Origin of the sequence: Bacillus sp. FSL W8-1127, from assembly GCF_038006725.1 — a bacterium.
In the GTDB taxonomy this organism is placed as follows: domain Bacteria; phylum Bacillota; class Bacilli; order Bacillales; family DSM-4216; genus Bacillus_O; species Bacillus_O smithii.
The window spans coordinates 1,653,953-1,674,078 of sequence record NZ_JBBOVU010000001.1 but is presented as its reverse complement, the minus strand read 5'-3'; the positions used below and the strand labels follow the sequence as shown (position 1 = coordinate 1,674,078).

At 36.6% G+C, this 20,126-nt stretch carries 14 protein-coding genes and 1 pseudogene; 4 read left to right on the top strand and 11 right to left on the bottom strand.

All coding sequences use genetic code 11. The annotated features are described in order from the left end of the window. Nucleotides 1-73: 73 nt before the first annotated feature. From NST12_RS07940 to NST12_RS07925, 4 genes are all read right to left on the bottom strand, one after another. On the bottom strand, nt 74-2,962 hold the full coding sequence (locus NST12_RS07940) for a DEAD/DEAH box helicase (protein WP_341102163.1): 2,889 nt from the start codon (nt 2,960-2,962) through the stop codon (nt 74-76). Nucleotides 2,963-3,102: 140 nt separating this feature from the next. Beyond that, complete coding sequence (locus NST12_RS07935) at nt 3,103-3,507, bottom strand: (deoxy)nucleoside triphosphate pyrophosphohydrolase (protein WP_003352883.1); 405 nt, start codon at nt 3,505-3,507, stop codon at nt 3,103-3,105. Between the two features lie 1,123 nt (nt 3,508-4,630). Next, nucleotides 4,631-5,602 carry a 2-hydroxyacid dehydrogenase gene (locus NST12_RS07930; RefSeq protein ID WP_048623346.1) on the bottom strand — a complete coding sequence of 324 codons (972 nt, stop codon included), beginning with the start codon at nt 5,600-5,602 and terminating at the stop codon, nt 4,631-4,633. 255 nt (nt 5,603-5,857) lie between these two features. Further along, complete coding sequence (locus tag NST12_RS07925) at nt 5,858-6,820, bottom strand: bile acid:sodium symporter family protein (RefSeq protein ID WP_278898847.1); 963 nt, start codon at nt 6,818-6,820, stop codon at nt 5,858-5,860. Nucleotides 6,821-7,159: 339 nt separating this feature from the next. Here NST12_RS07925 and NST12_RS17090 point away from each other — a divergent pair. Together NST12_RS17090 and NST12_RS17085 are read left to right on the top strand one after the other, a co-directional pair. Next, nucleotides 7,160-8,119: pseudogene (locus tag NST12_RS17090) on the top strand (HAMP domain-containing protein); the annotation flags it as partial. Next, the gene (locus tag NST12_RS17085) at nt 8,093-9,061 is read left to right on the top strand and encodes a methyl-accepting chemotaxis protein (protein WP_445662342.1); all 969 of its coding nucleotides are present in this window, start codon (nt 8,093-8,095) and stop codon (nt 9,059-9,061) included. The pseudogene NST12_RS17090 and the gene NST12_RS17085, both read left to right, overlap by 27 nt. Before the next feature lie 76 nt (nt 9,062-9,137). Here the strand turns inward: NST12_RS17085 and NST12_RS07915 are convergent, their stop codons facing one another. From NST12_RS07915 to NST12_RS07885, 7 genes are all read right to left on the bottom strand, one after another. Continuing rightward, a complete protein-coding gene (locus tag NST12_RS07915) occupies nt 9,138-10,769 on the bottom strand; it encodes a pyridoxal phosphate-dependent decarboxylase family protein (RefSeq protein WP_341102160.1) in 1,632 nt (543 codons plus the stop codon). Nucleotides 10,770-11,194: 425 nt separating this feature from the next. Continuing rightward, the gene (locus NST12_RS07910) at nt 11,195-13,123 is read right to left on the bottom strand and encodes an ABC transporter permease (RefSeq protein WP_341100851.1); all 1,929 of its coding nucleotides are present in this window, start codon (nt 13,121-13,123) and stop codon (nt 11,195-11,197) included. Further along, a complete protein-coding gene (locus NST12_RS07905) occupies nt 13,098-13,868 on the bottom strand; it encodes an ABC transporter ATP-binding protein (RefSeq protein WP_341100849.1) in 771 nt (256 codons plus the stop codon). The genes NST12_RS07910 and NST12_RS07905 overlap by 26 nt, the downstream gene beginning before the upstream one ends. Before the next feature lie 108 nt (nt 13,869-13,976). After that, nucleotides 13,977-14,948, bottom strand: coding sequence for a HAMP domain-containing histidine kinase (locus tag NST12_RS07900; RefSeq protein ID WP_341100847.1), 972 nt, complete (start codon nt 14,946-14,948; stop codon nt 13,977-13,979). Continuing rightward, complete coding sequence (locus tag NST12_RS07895; RefSeq protein ID WP_270583792.1) at nt 14,945-15,646, bottom strand: response regulator transcription factor; 702 nt, start codon at nt 15,644-15,646, stop codon at nt 14,945-14,947. Before NST12_RS07895 ends, NST12_RS07900 begins: the two co-directional genes overlap by 4 nt. Before the next feature lie 592 nt (nt 15,647-16,238). Continuing rightward, nucleotides 16,239-16,418: a hypothetical protein gene (locus tag NST12_RS07890; protein WP_003352877.1), complete on the bottom strand. Its 180-nt coding sequence runs from the start codon at nt 16,416-16,418 to the stop codon at nt 16,239-16,241. Further along, on the bottom strand, nt 16,415-17,437 hold the full coding sequence (locus tag NST12_RS07885; RefSeq protein ID WP_340397298.1) for a nucleotide-binding protein: 1,023 nt from the start codon (nt 17,435-17,437) through the stop codon (nt 16,415-16,417). Before NST12_RS07885 ends, NST12_RS07890 begins: the two co-directional genes overlap by 4 nt. A gap of 294 nt (nt 17,438-17,731) precedes the next feature. Here NST12_RS07885 and NST12_RS07880 point away from each other — a divergent pair, with 294 nt between their 5' ends. Both NST12_RS07880 and NST12_RS07875 read left to right on the top strand, forming a co-directional pair. After that, complete coding sequence (locus NST12_RS07880) at nt 17,732-18,454, top strand: DsbA family oxidoreductase (protein WP_341100845.1); 723 nt, start codon at nt 17,732-17,734, stop codon at nt 18,452-18,454. Between the two features lie 187 nt (nt 18,455-18,641). Continuing rightward, nucleotides 18,642-19,724, top strand: a complete 1,083-nt coding sequence (locus tag NST12_RS07875) for an FUSC family protein (protein WP_341100843.1) — start codon at nt 18,642-18,644, stop codon at nt 19,722-19,724. The last annotated feature ends 402 nt before the right edge of the window (nt 19,725-20,126 follow it).

Below are 20,126 nucleotides of genomic sequence, written 5' to 3'. Positions count from 1 at the left end.
AAATGGGCAAATCTAAAACCGCAGGGAATAAATAATCCTAAATAATCCGTTTGTATACCATTTCTTCTTACGTTCAACTCTTAATATAATGATAAAGCTTATTATCGATGCTTTGCTCCATCACCATGTTCATACAGACAACGGGAATTTCTTTATCATTTTTGTCTTTCATTACAGTTTGTTGAACAGATTTCTTATCAGGAATCGCCTGGCCTAGATAATAAAAGTCGCTTCCTTCATCATCATCTTTTTTTACGAATATATGAATATCAATATTATTTTCTTCTGCTTCAATAATGGCTTTAACTTCTTTTGATTCTAACGTTCTATTGCTTCTTGTATACCATTTTAATACTTCTTGATTCAAAAACTCATCACCATAATCTACACTTGACTCTATATCATCATTTTTATGGTAAGTGATAAATATTGGGCACGTATTGTATTTTGTCTTATAACCATACATGGTAAAACTTTCGTCATTCAACCAATTCAACAGCTTGCAAACATCTTTTCTTGTATATTTTTTATACAATGTTAGCGGTTGACTGCTTTGATAAACTTTGCTCTTTTCTTTTGCACTTCGAACAATGTCCATTACTAATTTTTTGAAAAATCCATTTGACTTTATACTCTCTCGAATTGAATCATTAAACCTATAATGTTTATCTTCATCAATAATAATTGGCTTATCTCCGTATTTTTTTCTAGTGTTTTCGGTGAAAAATGATAAATCAAAGACGCGTTGGACGGAAATAATTGTCGCATCATCCATTCGACAATTAGACTCTGCTAAACGTTTACGATATTCATCATATTCAACTTTTTCTTGACGAAGTAACAAATCTAATAAAATGATTTCATGCTGTCGTTTACCATTCAATATTTCTAGTGAAAACATTGTTAATACTTTATTTTCATAATCTGATAATGTAGGAACTTTTTCCTTTAATTTTAATAAAAATTGATAGTAGTTCATATTCTTTTCTACTATAACAACCGGATCAATTGAATGGTTGGAAACAAAATCATATAAAAATGGGATTCTGCCAATTCTATTTTTCAACTCGATAAAGGCTTCTTTTAATATTTTTATTGACGTTAAATTGCTGTTATTTATGGCTTTAAAAATTTGCTTTTTGGCAATTTCTTCAAAGTTTATTGTTGAGACACCTTTTATATAGCTTGTATCCGTCATATGTCGACGAATATGGTCTTTGTTTAGCGATTGGTCGCCTGATAAAGCAATCGGAATTAAGTAATTATTTTTATAATTGCCAATAAAATCAATGATCGTAACGAATTCTTTTGATGGATGCTTACGGAGTCCGCGTCCAAGTTGCTGTATGAAGATAATGCTCGATTTTGTTTGTCTTAGCATAACTACTTGATTAATGCATGGAATATCAATGCCCTCGTTAAATATATCCACCGTTAAAATATAATCCAGTAAACCATTTTCTAATTGATTTACTCGACGAATTCGTTCTTCTTGAGAATGATCCCCTGTTAAAGCTACTGTTCTGAATCCTCTTTTATTCAATAAAGAAGATAGCTTTTCTGCTTCTTCTTTTCGGCTGCAGAACATCAACCCTCTTACTTTGTCACCAGAAAACCCATAGTATTGAATCTTTTCGACAATATGATTAACACGCTCTTCAGAAACTAACTTTGATAATTTTGTGGTATCGTTTATTGTCTCTCCATTAAATTGAAAGTCTATTACCCCATAATAGTGAAAAGGACAAAGCATATCTTCTTCTAATGCTTCTTGCAAACGAATTTCATAGGCAATATTATAATCAAACAATTGAAATATATTAAAATCATCCGTCCGCTCAGGTGTAGCTGTCATTCCCAACAAAAACTTAGGTTTAAAATAATGAATGACTTTTTGATAGGATTTGGCACCCGCTTTGTGAACTTCATCCACTAAAATATAATCAAAGCATTCAGGATCGAATTGGTGCAAGATTTCTTCTTTTGAAATCGTCTGTATCGTTGCAAATAAATATTTAGCGTCTGTTTGCTTATAAGAACCCGATAAAATGCCAAAATCTTTTTCTAGACCTCCTAGAACCCTATAAAAATCAGATTTTGCCTTTTGTAAGATTTGCTCTCTGTGAACAATAAATAACATACGTTTCGGAGCAAAACTACGTACGTCAAAGGCAGAAAGATAGGTTTTTCCCGTTCCGGTTGCTGAGATCACTAATCCTTTATCTTTTCCAGCTTCACGCAAAGCTTGAATTTCTTTTAAAGCGGCTCGTTGCATTTTATTAGGAACAATCTTTATAGCATCTTTAATCGAATTCCTATTGTATTGAGTGGGTAATTCGATCACATGATCTGTTGCTTTCTTGTCAGCATTCTGTGAGTATGTCTTTTCGTAATGATCAATCCATTGTTCAGTCAATATTTGAGATTCTTCCCAGACTTCCTCAAATTGATTTTTGAAGTGGTGGACAATTTCTCCGTTTTCATGTGATGTTAGTTTTACATTCCATTCGTAGTTAACTTTTAAGGCATGTGCTGTGAGATTAGAACTCCCAACAATTAAGGAATAATACGTATCATGTTCAAATATGTATCCTTTTGCGTGAAAACCTTTTAAATTGGTTAACCTCACTTCGACATTTTTGATCTTCATCAATTCTCTGAATACTTTTGGCTGGTTAAAATTTAAAAAAGTAGAAGTTAGAATACGCCCTTTAATTCCTTTATATTTAAGATCAAGGAAATGAGATTTTAACATTGCCAGTCCACTCTCTGTAATAAAGGCCACCGAAAAAATAAAGGACCGACAATTTTCGAGTTCCTCTAATAAAGAATTTAAAACATTCTCATTTTTGGTCGTATCATTAACCAAAAGCTTAGGTTTATAACTCCCTGTTTGATGATACTTTTCATCGATAAATCCTTTATGTAATGATGCTTCTAAGTTTTGTATAAAATTCCCCATTCTATCACCATCACCACTTGCTGCCAATCATCCATTATTCATTTTAATTCTTGTCATATTGAAGTGCAAATATTGTTGAAATTGAAAAAAGCTATTCATGGCTAATCAGAATAGCTTTTTTGTTTCTCATTTATTATGAATTATTCATTTAATAATGATATTTTAGTTAACTTCTCAATCGCTGGAACATCTGCCGGTGCCCAATCCAACGTTTTCAATTCTTCTATTGGCAGCCATTTAATAGAAGCATGCTCTGTTAAAACGGGTTCCCCTTCAATAAGTGTGCAATAAAATGTCGTTAAGTGAACAATTCCAAAATCATATTCATACACCGTATATTCAATTTGATCTCCAATTTCTACTTTGCAAAGCATCTCTTCTTGTATTTCTCGTTGCAGGGCTTGTTGAGGAGTCTCGCCTTCCTCGATTTTCCCTCCTGGAAATTCCCATTTATAAGGTAATGATTTGCTTGGTCCCCTTTGTGCACATAAAATTTTTCCATTTTTTATGATTACTGCGCCAACGACGTGAATTTCTTTTTTCATGAGCTCCTCCTTATAAGTCAACTTGATGCAAATTATACCGCTATTAAATATGGAGTTTAAAAATTCTTTGTCAAATTGATGGTATTCATTCCAACTATACAACACAATCTCTCTTATTAAAAGTGATTCAAGCACTCACTATATCTGATAAAACACTATTAATTCTGATAAGATCAAAAATCTTGAATTCATATGAATTTTACTCTATGATTTCAGTTCTCATTTCCTTGATCCACATGATTCTTTTTATTCCTAACAATCATGGACTTACCCTTAATGTGAAACTATCATCATCGGGCATAGAGCACCAAAGTTTCTTCACCTTTACCATTTCTGCAAAACTCTATTAAACTCGTGTATTTGCGAAGGTAAGAGACCACGGCTAATTCTGCTTCATTTTATTCAATTATTTTTTATAGAAAAACTTGGTTTACTTAGCCAAACTTTGTCAGGATATGGTATTATAAAGGAAATGATATCGAAAAACAGCAAGACGATCACGAGAAAGAGTATCCGCAATTCTTTACGCTTTATAATTTATCGCGCAACATTAAAGAAAAGAGTGTGATGTCTATGTCAACTACAGCTCCAATCAGTACAAAGGCAGTAAAAGAACGTGCAGCACGAAAATTGCAGAGGGCGTCTTCCAGCAAAAAAACAGGTTATGTTATGAGTAGCACAATCAAACCTGTCCGGGTCGATAAAAATGATCCTTTGGTCAAAAAAAATATTAATAGCCGTTAAAATGATGAAACCTTGGCCCCGCTTCCATAGCGGGTTGTTTTGTTTTTGTGCCTTTCATAACTGGCGTTGCATCAAATGTTTTTTAACGATATGCTGTAATCCCCTGGCGATGACCCGACAAGATCGGCAGGATTTTTAATGGGAAAATGATCCAAATTCATTTCGCTTAGCCCCTTAAACATTTCGCCACTTAAATGCTTCCTATACAAGTCAATCATTTTTAGCATGTATCCGCCTGCTTTCATTCATCATTTTGTTTATTATATGCTTTGTTTTCCATTTTTATCATCACAAAAAACGGATCCGAAAGATTGGATCCACATTTTAATTATGAAAATATGTATGAATCACCACTTCCATCGTAAGTGGCGATTCATTTTTACCGTATACAATTTACCAGATTTTTAGGTTTTTCGTTTTGAACACCGGCTATTAAATTCGTTACGGCAAGATCAGCCATTTTCATTCTGGTCGCAGTACTGGCGCTGCCTATATGCGGAAGGGCGACGACATTCGGTAAAGTTAATAGAGGATTATCTAAAGATACGGGCTCCTCTTCAAAGACATCTAACCCTGCTCCCGCAATTCCCCCATTTTTTAAAACGTGGTACAAAGCTGTTTCATTCACAATTCCGCCTCTTGCCGTATTGATAAGGATAGCGTTCTTTTTCATCAAAGAAAGTTGTTCATAGTCGATTAAATTTTTTGTTTCGGGTGTGTAAGGAGTCATAATACAAACGAAATCCGATATTTTTAGAAGCTTTTCAAGCGGAGCATATTGAACCCCTAATTCCTCTTCTTTTTCATATTTACGCCTTCTGTTAAAATAGTAAATTTCCATGTCAAAACCTTTTGCTCTCTTCGCTAAAGCTTCTCCAATCCGTCCTAATCCGATGATACCTAAAGTGGATCCATATACATCTTGCCCTGTTAATTGCATGAGAGACCATGTTTTCCAATTCCCATTTTTTAAATAATCAGATGCCTCGATGAGACGACGTGCTGTTGCGATCAATAGGCCAAACGTTAAATCCGCTGTCGTCTCTGTTAAAACGTCCGGTGTATTAGTGACCATAATACCATGATTGGTTGCGCTGTTAATATCGATATTATTATAACCGACGGCCATATTAGCAATGATTTTAAGCCTTTTTGCTTTTCTTATGAGCGAATCATCTATATTGTCTGTTAACATGCACAATAAACCGTCAATATCTTCTATTTCATTTTTTAAAATCTCATACGGTACAGGGATGTCTTCTTTTTCCCACATTCGCACATCGCAAATAAGACTTAACCGGTTTATGAATGGTTCAGGAATTCTCCTCGTGATATAAACTTTCGGTTTCATTGACTACCTCCATCATTTCATAAAGATGTATCGTAAATTTCACAGCCTTTTTCTTTTAAGGCAATATCCATCCAGCTTCTGTCTACGGTTCCTTCTTCTATGGATTGAAAAATCTCTTTCTCTTTTTGAGACTGTGTTTTTACTTTATTCAGAATCTCTGCCGCCTCCTCTGCCGGGACAACTATGAGACCATCCTCATCTCCTACAATAAGATCTCCCGGTTGACGTTCATTCGCAAATGAATAGAAAAAATGTTTACTTACTTATTGTTAATTCTGATATTTGTTCATTTTTCTCTCCCATGCGTCTGAAAACCGTTGCGAGAATGGAACCGGAGATGTTATGCCAGACGCTAAAAATCGCACTAGGCACAGCCGCTATTGGCGAAAAATTAACGGTTGCAATGGCGACACCCAATCCCGAATTTTGCATTCCTACTTCCATTGCCACAGCCTTTTGTTTGGCTAAATCCATTCCGAATAGACGAGCAAGCAAAAATCCCAGCAAAAAGCCGAGGACATTATGCAAGATAACGACAGCAAAAATGAGCGGACCTGTGGTAGCCAGCTTATCGTGACTGCCTGCCACTACACCTGCTACAATCATAACGATCGCAATGGTAGATACTAGCGGCAGCGCCTTTGCACTTGCTTCCGCCTGCTTGCCAAAGAATTTCCTAATGACAAATCCGAGTGCCAATGGAATAATCACCACTTGAATAATAGAGACGAATAATGACCACATATTGATGTCTACCCACTTGCTTGCCAGTAGCAAAATAAGTAACGGAGTAACAATCGGTGCTAGAATGGTTGAAACCGATGCGATCGACACAGCGAGGGCCACATCCCCTCTTGCTAGAAACACCATCACATTCGATGCCGTTCCACTTGGACAGCATCCTACCAAGATGACGCCAACAGCCACTTCCGGCGGCAGATTTAATCCCCAGGCCAATAAGAAAGCCAACCCCGGCATGATAATGTAGTGGCACATAACACCTAGAGCTACATATTTTGGCCGACGAAATACTTCTTTAAAATCGGCTGCGGATAATGTGAGTCCCATCCCGAACATGACAATTCCTAACAACGGAACGACATAGGCTCCGATCCATTTGAAATGATCTGGGAAAATATAAGCAATAATGGAAAAAAGAATAACCCAAAACGTAAAGGTTTTCCCTGCAAAAGAACTAATTTTTTCGATAAATAACATGATGATAGCCACCTCATTCTCATTTCTAGTGATTTGATAATTAGCTAGATAGTATGTTATCAGAATTTTTTATATTTTACAATTTTACTATCGATTTCTTCACTTTCGCTTTCTTAATAATAAAAAAACTGTCGCATACAAAGAACGTTTTTAGTTTTTCTGCATGCATCTCCTTTTAATCGATACAAGATTGAGGAAGGTCCAGTACATATTGTAGGTGCCTTCAGATTTATCAATTATCCCCACTTACAATTGATTATTTTAGAACAATAGCTTTATCACAACGAATGTAGGCTGCAAAATAACTTATCGGCATTCTTCGCATTATCTCTTACGATTATGAATTTCTTTATTCCCCCTATTTTTTCAAATTCTCATTGGCAGACGAAAAACGCGTTTTATTGTTCTATCCCTATAACTTTCATTGAAATGACCGATATAAGCTATAGAAAAAGGAAAGGAGATTTCAACATGAATATTTTTAGAAAGTTATCTTTAAACAAATTTAAAAAACTTTCATTTGCAACAAAATCCATCGTTGCAACCACAGCACTCATCCTATTAGTCGGAACCATACTTATCCTTTCAAGTTTATCCATTCAAAACGAAGTATTGACAAAAGAAATGGAGAAGCAAGCAACGAATATTGCACAACGTTGGGGAAACGAAATTGATCCCTCTCTGGTTGAGAAAGCTGCATACGAAAAAGATTTCAATGGTAAAACCCAAAGAAAATTAACCGCTTTTTTTGACAAAATTTCGAGTGACAATCCAAATGTTGCCCAAGCATATATAATGGGAACCAAACTGAATCAAAAAAATCAATCCGCTATTATTGCGACACCCACAAATATAAAAGAAGGATTACAAAAAAACGGAATCAACGTCGGTGATTTATATGAACAACCGAAAACGATCGCTAAACCGATTAAAGAATTAAATAAAACAAAAAAAATAACCGTTTCGGATGTGTATGAAGACCAATTCGGAACTTGGGTGACCGTGCTCTATCCCATTAAAGACAGTACAGGCAACGTATGGGCGTTCTTTGGAGTAGACGTGGATGCGAGCATGGTGAAGGATGGAACGGAAAAATTTTTGCTTAACTCATTGTTGATTCTGATACCTGCCATTATCGTGATCATTCTTATTCAAGTATGGGTTAGTCGCAGAAGCTTCAAACCCTTAAAACAGTTATTAACGGGGATTAACGAAATGAGAAACGGAAATCTTGATATTCAACTTCCTACCAGAGAAGATGATTTAGGGAAAATGAATGAAGCATTCAATGAAATGGCGTCCGAATTAAAATCAATGATTGGGAAAATGAGACAAACCTCTGATACCTTATTACAATCATCCGAATTAGCATCAAAAGTTACGGAACAATCGAAAGATCACTCTGTCATCATCAGTAATAACATTAAACAAATGATCGATGGGATCCAAGTACAAGAAGTATCAGTGACAGAATCAGCAGGAGCTATCGAACAAATCGCGACTGAAATCAACACGATCGCACAATCAGCTCAAGAAGTTTCTACCGTATCTAAACGTATGGAAGATTACGCAATAAATGGTCTAGACGCAATCAATGAAGTCATTTCACAAATGAGAATCATTAATGACACTGTAAAACAATCCAGTCATGTGATCACTTCGCTACAAAAACGTTCAAACGAAATTACCGGTATTCTCGAAGTCATTACCAACATTTCAAGCCAAACGAATTTATTAGCTCTTAACGCTGCGATTGAAGCGGCTCGCGCAGGCGAACACGGTAAAGGGTTTGCGGTCGTAGCGGAAGAGGTCAGAAAGTTGGCGGAAGAGTCTAACCATTCTACTGAGAAGATTGCCAAAATCATTGAAGAGATCCAAAATGAAACCAACAACGCTGTTTCCGCTATGGAGCATGGAACAGCTGAAGCAGAAAAAGGAACCAAAATTGCTCAAACAACCGGAGAACTTTTCTTTAAAATTAAAGAGATTGCAGACCAAATTTCTAGTCAAATCGAAGGTGTTTCAGCCGCATCTCAAGAGATTTCTGCCGGAACAGAAGAAGTTACGGCATCTGTCAAAGACCTTGAAGCAATTGCACAAAATAACTCAAACTTCACTCGTGAAATAGAAGAAAGCACTGGACAACAATTAGAATCCATCAACCAATTATACGAAGCTTCCAGAGAATTAAATGAGTTAGCACACGATTTGCAATCCATGATTACTAAATTTAAAGCATAATAAAAAACCGATAGGCATATCCCCTATCGGTTTTTCGCTTCATTTGGATTCTTTTCCATTCATTATCTCTACAATATCATACTAGAAATAGAGATTTCTGATAAATATTCATGTGTTCCTTCAAAAAGGTTATATATTTGTCTACTTCTTCCATTGTCGTATATGGTGAAATGGAGAAGAATTTGTGTGCATAAACAGGTAGCCTTTTGGTCTTATCACGAACAGGAATTAATCTTTGTTTGGATGTATTGCCAAAATAGATCCTGTCTCTGTCGGCGCCGATTAATTCAGCAAATCCACTATTATATTCATTAATGGCCACTACTTCGTCTTTTGTTAATTTCCCTCCTAGTTCTTCTTTCCAAAGAACTTCGTTCGGATAAAATCTAAAAGTTGTCACTGGCGCTATTTCGTTTGTCACAGCTACATTGGCAAACTCTCTTAGCAAAGATTCTCTAAAAGCTATGTTCACACGAATATAGTTGGCCAACAGTGACTGGTAGCCTTCAATCCCCATCGATAACAGTGAAGCATATATAGTAATGGCACTACCCATACGAGAACATTCCAGCGTGTAGCTTGTATGATAACTTCCATACCCTCTATTGCCGACATAAGGCGTTTCAGAAGCATCTAAGTCTACAAACCTTAAATCTTCCCTGTTTTTTAACAGAAATAAACTTGATATGTAAGGGGTTTGGCCCATTTTATGAAAATCAAAGACCATACTGTCCGCTAAATGTATACTTTTTAATTTTTGTTGGTATCTTTTTAAAACTAAAGAAACACGATCTTCGAATTTTAATGGATTCTTCACAAAATCATATTCATTAAAGAATGTGTACATTGCCCCCATAGCAGAGTCGGCATGGATATAAATGGGTTTTAAGTTGTATTTTTGCTCTAATTCGCTAGTGATAGCATTTATACCTTCAATATCATCTATACCAAAGGTGTCTGTTGTTCCCATAGTCGCGAGGACGTAAACCGGTATTCCACCTTCAGAGATCACTTGTTCCATTTTGAGTTTCAGATCTTCTAAATTCATGGAATGGTCATCATTAACCTTCACACGTATCATGTTGTTGACACCTATACCTGTTGCTTCTGCTGCTTTATAAAGACTGTAATGAGATAATTCGGAGCAGAAACAAAATATGTTTTTAGGAACCCCCTCTTTATTCGAATCCGGGAATTGACGAGAAATCGCGATTCGTAATGAATGAAAGACCGCTCCTTGACCTCCCCATGTTGCATATCCGGCACTTGTATTTTCGTCATACCCTACCATTTTGGACAGCATGCTCGTCACCATGACTTCCGCTTTAGCTGCACCTGACCCCTCTACATCCCAAAGGGCATTCCCATTTAGCAGAATCATGACTAAGTTGCCTAAAATACTAGCTATATTCGGCAGTGGAGATACATTTGCTACATAATTGCTATTCACAAAACGGTGACCTTTTGCCAGATCAATCAGTTCCGTAATCGTTACTTCCATTGGCAATCCTTTTTTCGGTACATTGGCCTCTTTGATCACACGATTATAATAATCTTTTGTGTAATTGGGCATTTCTCCTAAAGTTAATTTGGAAGGATCTTTTAATTCATCGATTTTAGTAAAAATAGTATTGATATATTCTAATATTTTTTTTCGTTGTTCCTCATTTCCATCAGCACTAGGAAATAATTGTTGCAGTTGATTCATGTTAGTCATTTGCAAATCCTCCGATTGTCCATTCTTAATGTTAGTATCAGCGATCTATGGCGAATAACCTCGATTCAAAAACTTTCTCCCGCTCTTGTTACCAGCTGCTTGCCGGAATATGCCTCAATCTAAGAGCTGACAGCAGGTTTTAATCTCCCCTTTTCTTCATTATCCTTTTGCTTTTAGATAGCCCAATCCTTAATTTTTTAAGAAAGGGTTTGAATGAAAAAGAGGGGAGTTTTAGATTTAAAATTAGATTCGAAGCTGTCCTTTAAACCGTATGGCGCCACATTCTTTTTATCGGCTAGAAAAATAAAGAATTTAGATGGCAAAATAAATGGAATCTTAACTGCTTTAAGAAATGCATATTTCATATGGACATACAAACAGCCCCCATTCAAATGGAGGCTTCCGCACAATTATGATTAAATCAGCGATTTTTTCAGATTTCGCAAATAACGCGAGCGAATGATTAAGAAATAGATGACTTGGGCGATGAAAAAACATGCTAATACGATGATCATTTCTCTAGCAATGGATAAGATATAAAAACTTTGCAAAGCCATAAAAGCGAAGGCGCTATGAATACAGGCGACGACAATGGGGACAAAGAACAGCAGAGCCATTTGACGCGTGACGATTTGATTCAATTCTTGGTCGGTCAAACCGACTTTTTTAATGGTTAAATATTGTCGTCTGTCATAGTCCAAATCACTGTACAAACGGAAATATAAAAAGCTTCCTGCCGCGACGAAAAAAACTGTTCCAATCAATAAAGCGACAAATAGCATCGTTTTGTACATACTCATCTGGTTGGCATAAATAGTACCGCTGACCATCATGGAGTAAGGGCCTTTTTCACCAGGAAAGGCGCTTCCGTTGTTTACTAAACGATTGGCTATTCCTGCCGTTTTTTCAAACCGCTTCGTGTAGTAGCCTGTGAAAGTTTCCCACTTAACAGGTTTGATTTTGGGATACAACTCATCACTGACAACCAAGCCTTCATGAAAAAACTGAAAAGGAAAAACCGCATTTTTCGTGTACGTTAAATCTTTCCATGTTAAATTTTGCTGCGGGATCGCATATGTTTTCGTTTTCGGCATGATTCGAAAAGAAGTTGATGATGCCAAAGAGCGTGCTTTGTTCCCAGCCAGCGGTTTTTCTCGAACATCCAGCCCTGTCAACTTAGACAATTTTTTATATTGCGAAAAAGAAAGAACCGGCAACAGCTGCTCCATGGAACGTGAAGACGATGAAGACGTTGTTTGATCAAAAGTCTTCATTTTTACGATTTTGACTGGCAATTGAAATTTTTTGTAGTGCAGATGCTTCTTTTGAAAATCCTTTTCGATCTGCTGTAAATGCTGTTGATGCACTGGTGATCGATCCAATGCAAGATAGCCGACGGCAACGGGGTTATCTTTTTGAAATTGGCGATTCATTACATTCATGGATGCGAGTGTCCCAATTGCGCAAAATGCCACAGTAGAAACGATGGTGACCATAAAAAACATGCGGGCATTATCTTTCAAACGATAAGCTAAACTTGAAATCGTAATGATATTCGTTTTTTTCCAAAAGAAAGATCGTTTCTTTTGCAATAATTTTGTAATAAAAACAGAAAGTTGTGTGTAGAAAAAATAAGTTCCGACAATAGTCATTCCAATGACCGGCAATATTCGAGACATCATGTTTCCTATCGTTGTCGTTGCGGCCAAGTAATAACTAACCGTTAAAAGAATAGCTGCGAATAGCGATAAAAGTTTGGATACTTTTGGTTCTTTTTTCGGCTTTTCTCCTGCTTGGAATAGATCAATCAGTTTGTTGACTTGAACGAGTATGGTAGTGAATAAGGAAATACAGAAAAATAAAACGAAAAAGGCTCCAATCGTCAAGAACAATGCTTTTGGAGAAACGTAAAACGGCAAGGATTCCAGTCCAAACATATTCGATCCAATCATTAAAAACAATTTTCCAGTAATGAGGCCAATAATAATTCCTGTAATGATCGCGCCGATTCCAATCAGCATATTTTCCAGAAAAACCATAGAAACCAATTGTCCCTTTGTCATCCCGTGCATCATCAAAATTCCAAATTCTTTTTTACGGGATTTTAGAAAGGTACTGACAGAATAAAGTACAAATAAGAAAGAAAACACGTACATGATCATTTCCGCTGCTTTCATTAATTCCACCGCCGTTATGGCAGTGACGCCTTTTTTGATTCCAGGATGAAAAATAAACAAAGCATACACAAAGAAGATCAAAACAGAAAAGGCGCTGCTGAAAAAATAAGCGGCATACGTTCTTTTGTTTCGGGTGACATTTCTATAAACGAACTGTGGAAAGTTCACGACTGTCACCCCCTAATAAAGAAAGCATATCGATAATTTTTTGGAAAAAAGTTTGGCGGTTATCGCCGCGGTAAATTTCATTATAAAGTTGTCCATCTTTAATAAAAATCACGCGATGACAATAGCTGGCGGCCACAGCATCATGTGTCACCATCAAACAAGTAGCGCCATCTTGTTCATTGATCTTTGTCAGCATTTCCATTACATCTTTGGAAGACTTCGAATCTAAGTTTCCTGTCGGTTCATCAGCCAAAATCAAAGAAGGTTTGTGAATGATGGCACGGGCAATCGCTGTTCGCTGCTGTTGACCACCTGATATTTCATACGTTCTCTTCTTTAAAATAGATTGGATTCCTAGTTTCTCACTAACGACCTCAAGTCTTTTTTTCATTTCACGTACACTGACGCCGTCAAGGGTCAGCGGCAATACTATGTTTTCCTCAACAGTTAAAGTATCGAGCAAGTTAAAGTGTTGAAACACAAAACCAAGCTCATGTCTTCGAAACAGCGCCGTCTCCTTTCGATTTAAAGTGTGGGGGTTTTTCCCATTGATAAAAATTTCACCCGCTGTAGGGCGATCAATGGTGGCGATCACATTTAAAAGAGTGGTTTTCCCACTTCCAGACGGCCCCATAATGCCAACAAATTCGCCTTTTTCAACAGAAAAATGGATATTATTTAACGCTTTATAGGCCACTTTGCCCTCATAAATTTTTTCTAAATGTTTCACTTCTAAAATCGACATTTCGAATTCACTCCCTGATCATTGGTATCTTCATTTTATCGAGAAACCCGCTTCCTCACCATTTCGTAAGATTACAGTTGACTTACAATTTTGTAAGGTTTCTGATTGCTAGAAGAGAATTCGAACCGTCGTACCTTGACCCACTTTCGATTCTATTTCGATACGGTGGCCCAATTTTTCACAAATTTGTTTCGCTAAATGTAGACCCATTCCCGTGGATTCTTGGAAATGACGACCATTTTCGCCAGTGAAATATGGTTCGAAAACACGGGGCAAATCGCTTTCGGGTATTCCCACCCCTTCATCTTGTATTTCCAAAATGATATGACGGCCCTGTTTCAATCCGCGAAAATATACTTTTCGGTTTTCATGAATCGTATATTTTACAGCATTTGTGATCAGTTGTGTCAAAACAAAAGACAACCATTTTTCATCAGTGGCTATAGTCAAGTTTTCAGGGATTTCTATCGATGGAAAAACGTGTTTTCGAATAAAAAGACGTTTTTGACTGGATGTAACTGAACGGACCATTTTTTCCAATTGAATCGTTTCTACATAAAAATCGTGTTCAAATAAATCTAAACGAGCCGTGTATAAAACCATTTCTAATCCTTTTTTTAAACGATCGAGCTCATCACCAATGGCCCGAAAACGAACATCATCCTCATCTTGAATAATTAAATGAATAACGGATATGGGAGTCTTCATTTGATGTACCCATTGATGAATAAATTGTACATGATCTTCCAGCTTATATTTATAGTTATGTAAATCTCTTTTATAATGATCGAATTGACTGATGAGAAGTTGATGTAAACTTTCAGATAGAGGGGATCGCTGCCATTCGCTCGTAAAATCTTCCATTGAAGTCAACGGCTTTTCTAATCGTTGATAAAAAGAACGATTCGTCCAATATCTGTAGCAAAGATAGGCGATCAAAAGACAAGTACTGAGAAAGATCGCATATAAACTAATCGTCAAATGATGATAACCGTCCAGCCAGTAAATGGACGTCACCACGAACAATTGAACGAAGTAAAGAAAAAAGAGCGGCAGTTGATCTCGTATAAAAAGCTTCATTTTTTCGTCTCCCAGTTTGGCATGAATCGATATCCTTGGCCACGAATGGTTTCGATCGCATCATGAATCTGTAATAAAGCTAATTTTTTCCGGACCCGTGTGACATACACATTTAAAGTGTTGTCGTCCACAAACGCTTGATCATCCCAAATTTTTTCTAATAGTCGATCACGGCTCACGACTTTCTCTGCTTTTTTCATCAATTCATCCAATATTTTGGCTTCCGTGAGACTTAGATCAATAGTTTGATCCTCTAAAGAAAGCAACAAACGTTCCAGATCCAGCTTTAAACCCGACACAATCACCATTCGTTCATTGTTAGAATGGGCATACGGCCCATAGGCGCGTCTTAATTGACTATTGATTTTAGCCGTCACAATTTCATAATCAAAGGGCTTTGTAATATAATCGTCTGCTCCATTTTCCAGTGCCATGACTTGGTCCATCTTGCTGTCGCGTGCAGAAATAAATAAGATGGGACAAGTGGAAATGGTCCGAATTTGACGGCACCAATAATACCCGTCAAATTTAGGCAAGTTCACATCTAAAAGAACAAGATGTGGATCATATTGTTCAAATTGAGCTTTGACTGTTTCAAAATTTTCTATTGATTTTGTATCAAAGTTGAATTTATGTAGATGCTTTTCAAGTAGACGAACCAGTTGGATGTCATCTTCTACAATCAATATTTTAAACATGAAAACCCCCCTTTTTCCCTACTATGATTGTATCAAAATGTCAAAAACGAATGAAAATGGAAATCGATTGTCTGGTTTTCTTAGTAGCAAATTAAGGTATAATAAATCGTTATCTATAGTAAAAAATTACTTGTCAAATGATTGAATACTACACTTACCTCTTGACTAGCCATCATCCTTCCATGATCAATTTTTTGTGAAAAAAATATGGTTTTATCCATTTAAATAAAGGATTGCTTAAATTGTAAAAAAATATAAAAATAGGTTTGAAGGGAGGGTTTTGTTTTTTAGTAACGGATGGCTGAAATGGAATAAGGATGTTTTTTCACAACAAGTGAGAAGAACGTCTTTAAGAAGGAATTATTTTTGATCAAAAGTTATTACGACACACCAAGCTACTACTTCTGGTGTCATTTTTTCATCAAAAAGGGGAAATCGTTGAGAAGGCAACAAGCAGTATATCGATTCAGGTCATGTCGATGGAATTGGTATGACGAATCTTCGAGAAACGCCTAAAGAACTATTCCTCCATAAAAGTAAAAACACTTCACCATAAAGATTGAAGTGTTTTAAAAAAAACTTAATAAGTTTCTTATGCCCAATTTTCAAAAAGGTCACCGTATTTTGCTTTGCGTTTATACACTACGGCTCCGACTTGTTCCTTACCTTTAACGGGTGCCACTGCCTTTACTCCAACAACAGGCTCGCCAAGTTTATATGAATCCTTGGCAGAAACCTTTCTTTTCACTGCTGGATTAATAAACCTTGTCATTCAGAAGCACCTCCAAAAAGATAATGGATTGTTTTCATCAATTCATAGTTTGCAAGAAATTGGGATCCTATTTCATCATCAGTTAAAAAGGTTGACCCGGAAATAGTTACAGTTATAACCAATTCATTACCTATAGGATAGCATATTAAATAAGTTTTAAACAAGTGATCTTTTGTTAAGAGGACCAATTCTTCCCCTTTTAAAAAGCTATCGATAACCAGAATCCTATCTTCGTCCTCTTCTTTTTTCCCATCGTTTATTGTAAAAGGATAAAAATCGACTCGTCCTACTTTTCCTGCAACATGTCTTAATCCATCATTACCTTCTTTTTTCCACACGCCTACTCCGTCTATACTGAATAGTGGATGAATAGCATATACACTTCGAAGTGCATCAGACAAGTAATCGTAGATTTTGGTCTCATCAGAATGAATAAGTTCTTTGGTTAATTTAAGGGTAAAAAGAGCCACTGCGTCCCGCTCTTTTTGTCTTAATTTTGCTTCTTCTAAAAGTATAGCCGGGTCTTCATAAGGTCCCTGTTCTTGAATTTTTCGTTTTATATGACTGCAAGCTACATTTACTGCAGCAGCAAAATTTTGTTTTTCTCGCACTTCATATTTCAAAGGAGAAATTCCAATTAAATCTGTAGGCAGGCGATAACCTTCGATTTCTGTTTCGTTTAACACTTTAGGTACTGTATTCGGAATCAAGTAAAAAACCCGTCCTCTTCTTAACCTTCCCCAAAAAAGACCCATTTCAAACAATGTATTATCTCGTGTCATGACAGACGTTGTACCCCGTATATTTACGATATCGTCTGGGGAGAATATGAAAACAGCAAAGTCATTTTGATCTAATTGCGCTTCGAGATCTTCCATTGTGTAATTTAAAGGATTGAAAGCTCCAGCAGACCAAGGAGTAACTTCTGCAACATAACTAAGTGCTTCATGTACAGCATTTACATAATCAATTGACTCTCTTGCAGATCCAATAAAAACTCTAGGTTTATTTTGTGCCATAATGCCTCCAAACCATTTAGTTAGTTTAGATTTTCGCTAAATTGATAAGTATGGGTTTAATTCTTATCGGTCTGTAAGATATTTCCTCCTATATCATATTATATTTCTTCTTATTTCATAAATTATTTTGTTTTGACAGGAAAAAGCCGCAATTAGCAAGCTTGGCTTTTTCATCCAATCCTCTTCACTTTTTACATAGAGCATAAGGAATAACAACACAATGAGCAAGATACGTGGGATTTAATCAGCTTTGTGTTACTATATGGTGGAATCCAATAATATGAGGTGTTCCATATGAAAATTGAAGTATGGTCTGATTACGTTTGTCCTTTTTGCTATATAGGGAAGCATCGATTAGAAAAGGCCTTATCGCAGTTTCCGCATAAAGATCAAGTAGAAATTGAATTCAAAAGCTTTGAGTTGGATCCAAATGCCCCAAAAAACAGTGGAAAAAGCATACATGAAGCCATTGCAGAAAAATATGGAATGAGTATCGAACAAGCGAAACAAACCAATCAAGGTATAGGCCAACAAGCCGCCAGCGTTGGACTTTCTTTCGATTTTGATCGAATGAAGCCGACGAATACTTTCGACGCTCATCGTTTAGTAAAATTTGCAAAAACTCAAGGGAAAGAAGCGGACATTTCCGAAAAACTCTTTCGGGCTTACTTCACGGAAGGCAAGCATATTGGGGATCACGAAACATTAGCCGATATCGCCGAAGCAGCCGGGCTGGATCGCAAGCAAGCTTTAGACGTTCTTCACGATCAAAATGCTTATGCCAATGATGTCCGCATAGACGAAGCCATAGCGCAGCAATATGGCATTAGAGGTGTTCCATTCTTTCTCATCAACCAAAAATATGCCATTTCTGGTGCTCAACCATTGGAAACCTTTGTTGGTGCTCTGCAAAAAGTATGGCAAGAAGAATCCGCTTCCCCTGCCTTTGAAGACCTTTCAACGGAAGATAATGTAAGCTGTGCTGATGGAAGCTGCGCCATTCCTGAAACAAAATAGAACGAACCAAAGTATCAAATAGAATCTATACAAAGCCAGATTCTTTACTTAAAGTTCCACTTGTCCATTAAATAAAGATCATTTATTTCAGCAACCTTATTCCGGTACTTTTATCGGGGTAAGGTTGTTCATTATTCTTAGGTTATTCCATAATATGAATGGTAGAGAATGAAACAGGAGGAAAGAAATGAATCATAAACCGCTGAATTTTTTGAAATACTTTTTGCAATGGGATCCTTCTATTCCTGTCCCGAAATTGCAAATTCTTTCAAGTGCTTTAGGAATGGCTTTGCCGATTATTGTCGGTGCGTTAATCGGCCATGTAGAAACGGGATTCATCGTTGCTCTAGGCAGTCTTTTTATGAACCCTCCAAATGTGGATCATTCGTTAAAGGAAGAAGTTTTAAACTATGTGCAGACCATCGTCGCAGGATTTATTGCCATTAGTTTAGGAGTATTTATTGGAAATCATCATTCGCTATCAGCTAGTATCTTTTTGGTGTTTGTGAACGGATTAGTTTCTCTAGTAGGCGGCCTGAATCGTACGTTCGCTGTGAACAGCATGCGTTTTACTATTTTATCTATGATCGGTGCAGGTATATCCCCGCCCACACAGATCAGCCCATTGCTGATAGGTTTGTTTTTTTCTTTAGGTTCAATATGGGCTGTATTTTTATTTCTCTGTTTTTCTGTTTATTATCGGTTTTTTATAAAAAAGAAACCGTTTAGCAAATCATTATCCAACAATCCCTCCAATGTTGATTTTTTTACGCAATGTAAATACTGGCTAATCAGATTGAAAACATCTCGGGCTTGGCTCTATACGATCCGTGTCGTTTTGTGTTTGAGCGTAGCACAAGTGATTCAATTATATTTAAAGAATCCACATGCCTATTGGATCAGTCTGACTGTTGTTTTGGTGCTCCAAAGAAAAACGTCTATCGGTCCTTCTAGAATTTATCAACGCGCTCTTGGAACTTTTTTCGGCGTTCTGATTGGTGGCGCCATATTAATATTTCCGTTGTCCATTCTGTGGATCGTCGTCATAGTGGCGTTCATCGGTGGTATTCGCATTTATTTAAAGACCCAAAATTATGTATATTATTCAATGGCGATGGTACCTTTGCTTTTTATTTTGCTTGGCAAAGGAAAACACATTTCTTTTGATTTAATGATCGATCGGCTAGTGTACACTTTTGCCGGCTGTATTATTGCCCTTGTTTTCGGCTATTTCCTTTGGACCACCCCCGAAAAACAAAAATACATTTAAAAAGATCATTTACGATGAATTTTGAATTTCAATCCGTTCACAACAATATGCTTTTAGCACATAAATAAAAAGGCTGTTTAGGCAACGACCCCAAAACACACTTTCTGTGTACCTGCCATCCGAAAGAGTAACCCCCTCATTATTGATCAACGCTTCATGAAGAGATGTTTAACCGTTATCTTTCTTTACTAGTCCTACATTTTATTAGGATTGTAAATACACTATCCCCTTACGATCTGCTGTGACGAGTGAATAGGTCAAGTTCGCTTTTTTTAAAAGGAAAACGAAATTTTTTACGAAATTTTTTATAGTAAATCCCTTAAGATCGATTGAGCGTTTTTCCTCCATCCATTTTTATGACTTAAATCACTTTCCTATACTATTTTACGATAATAGAAACCT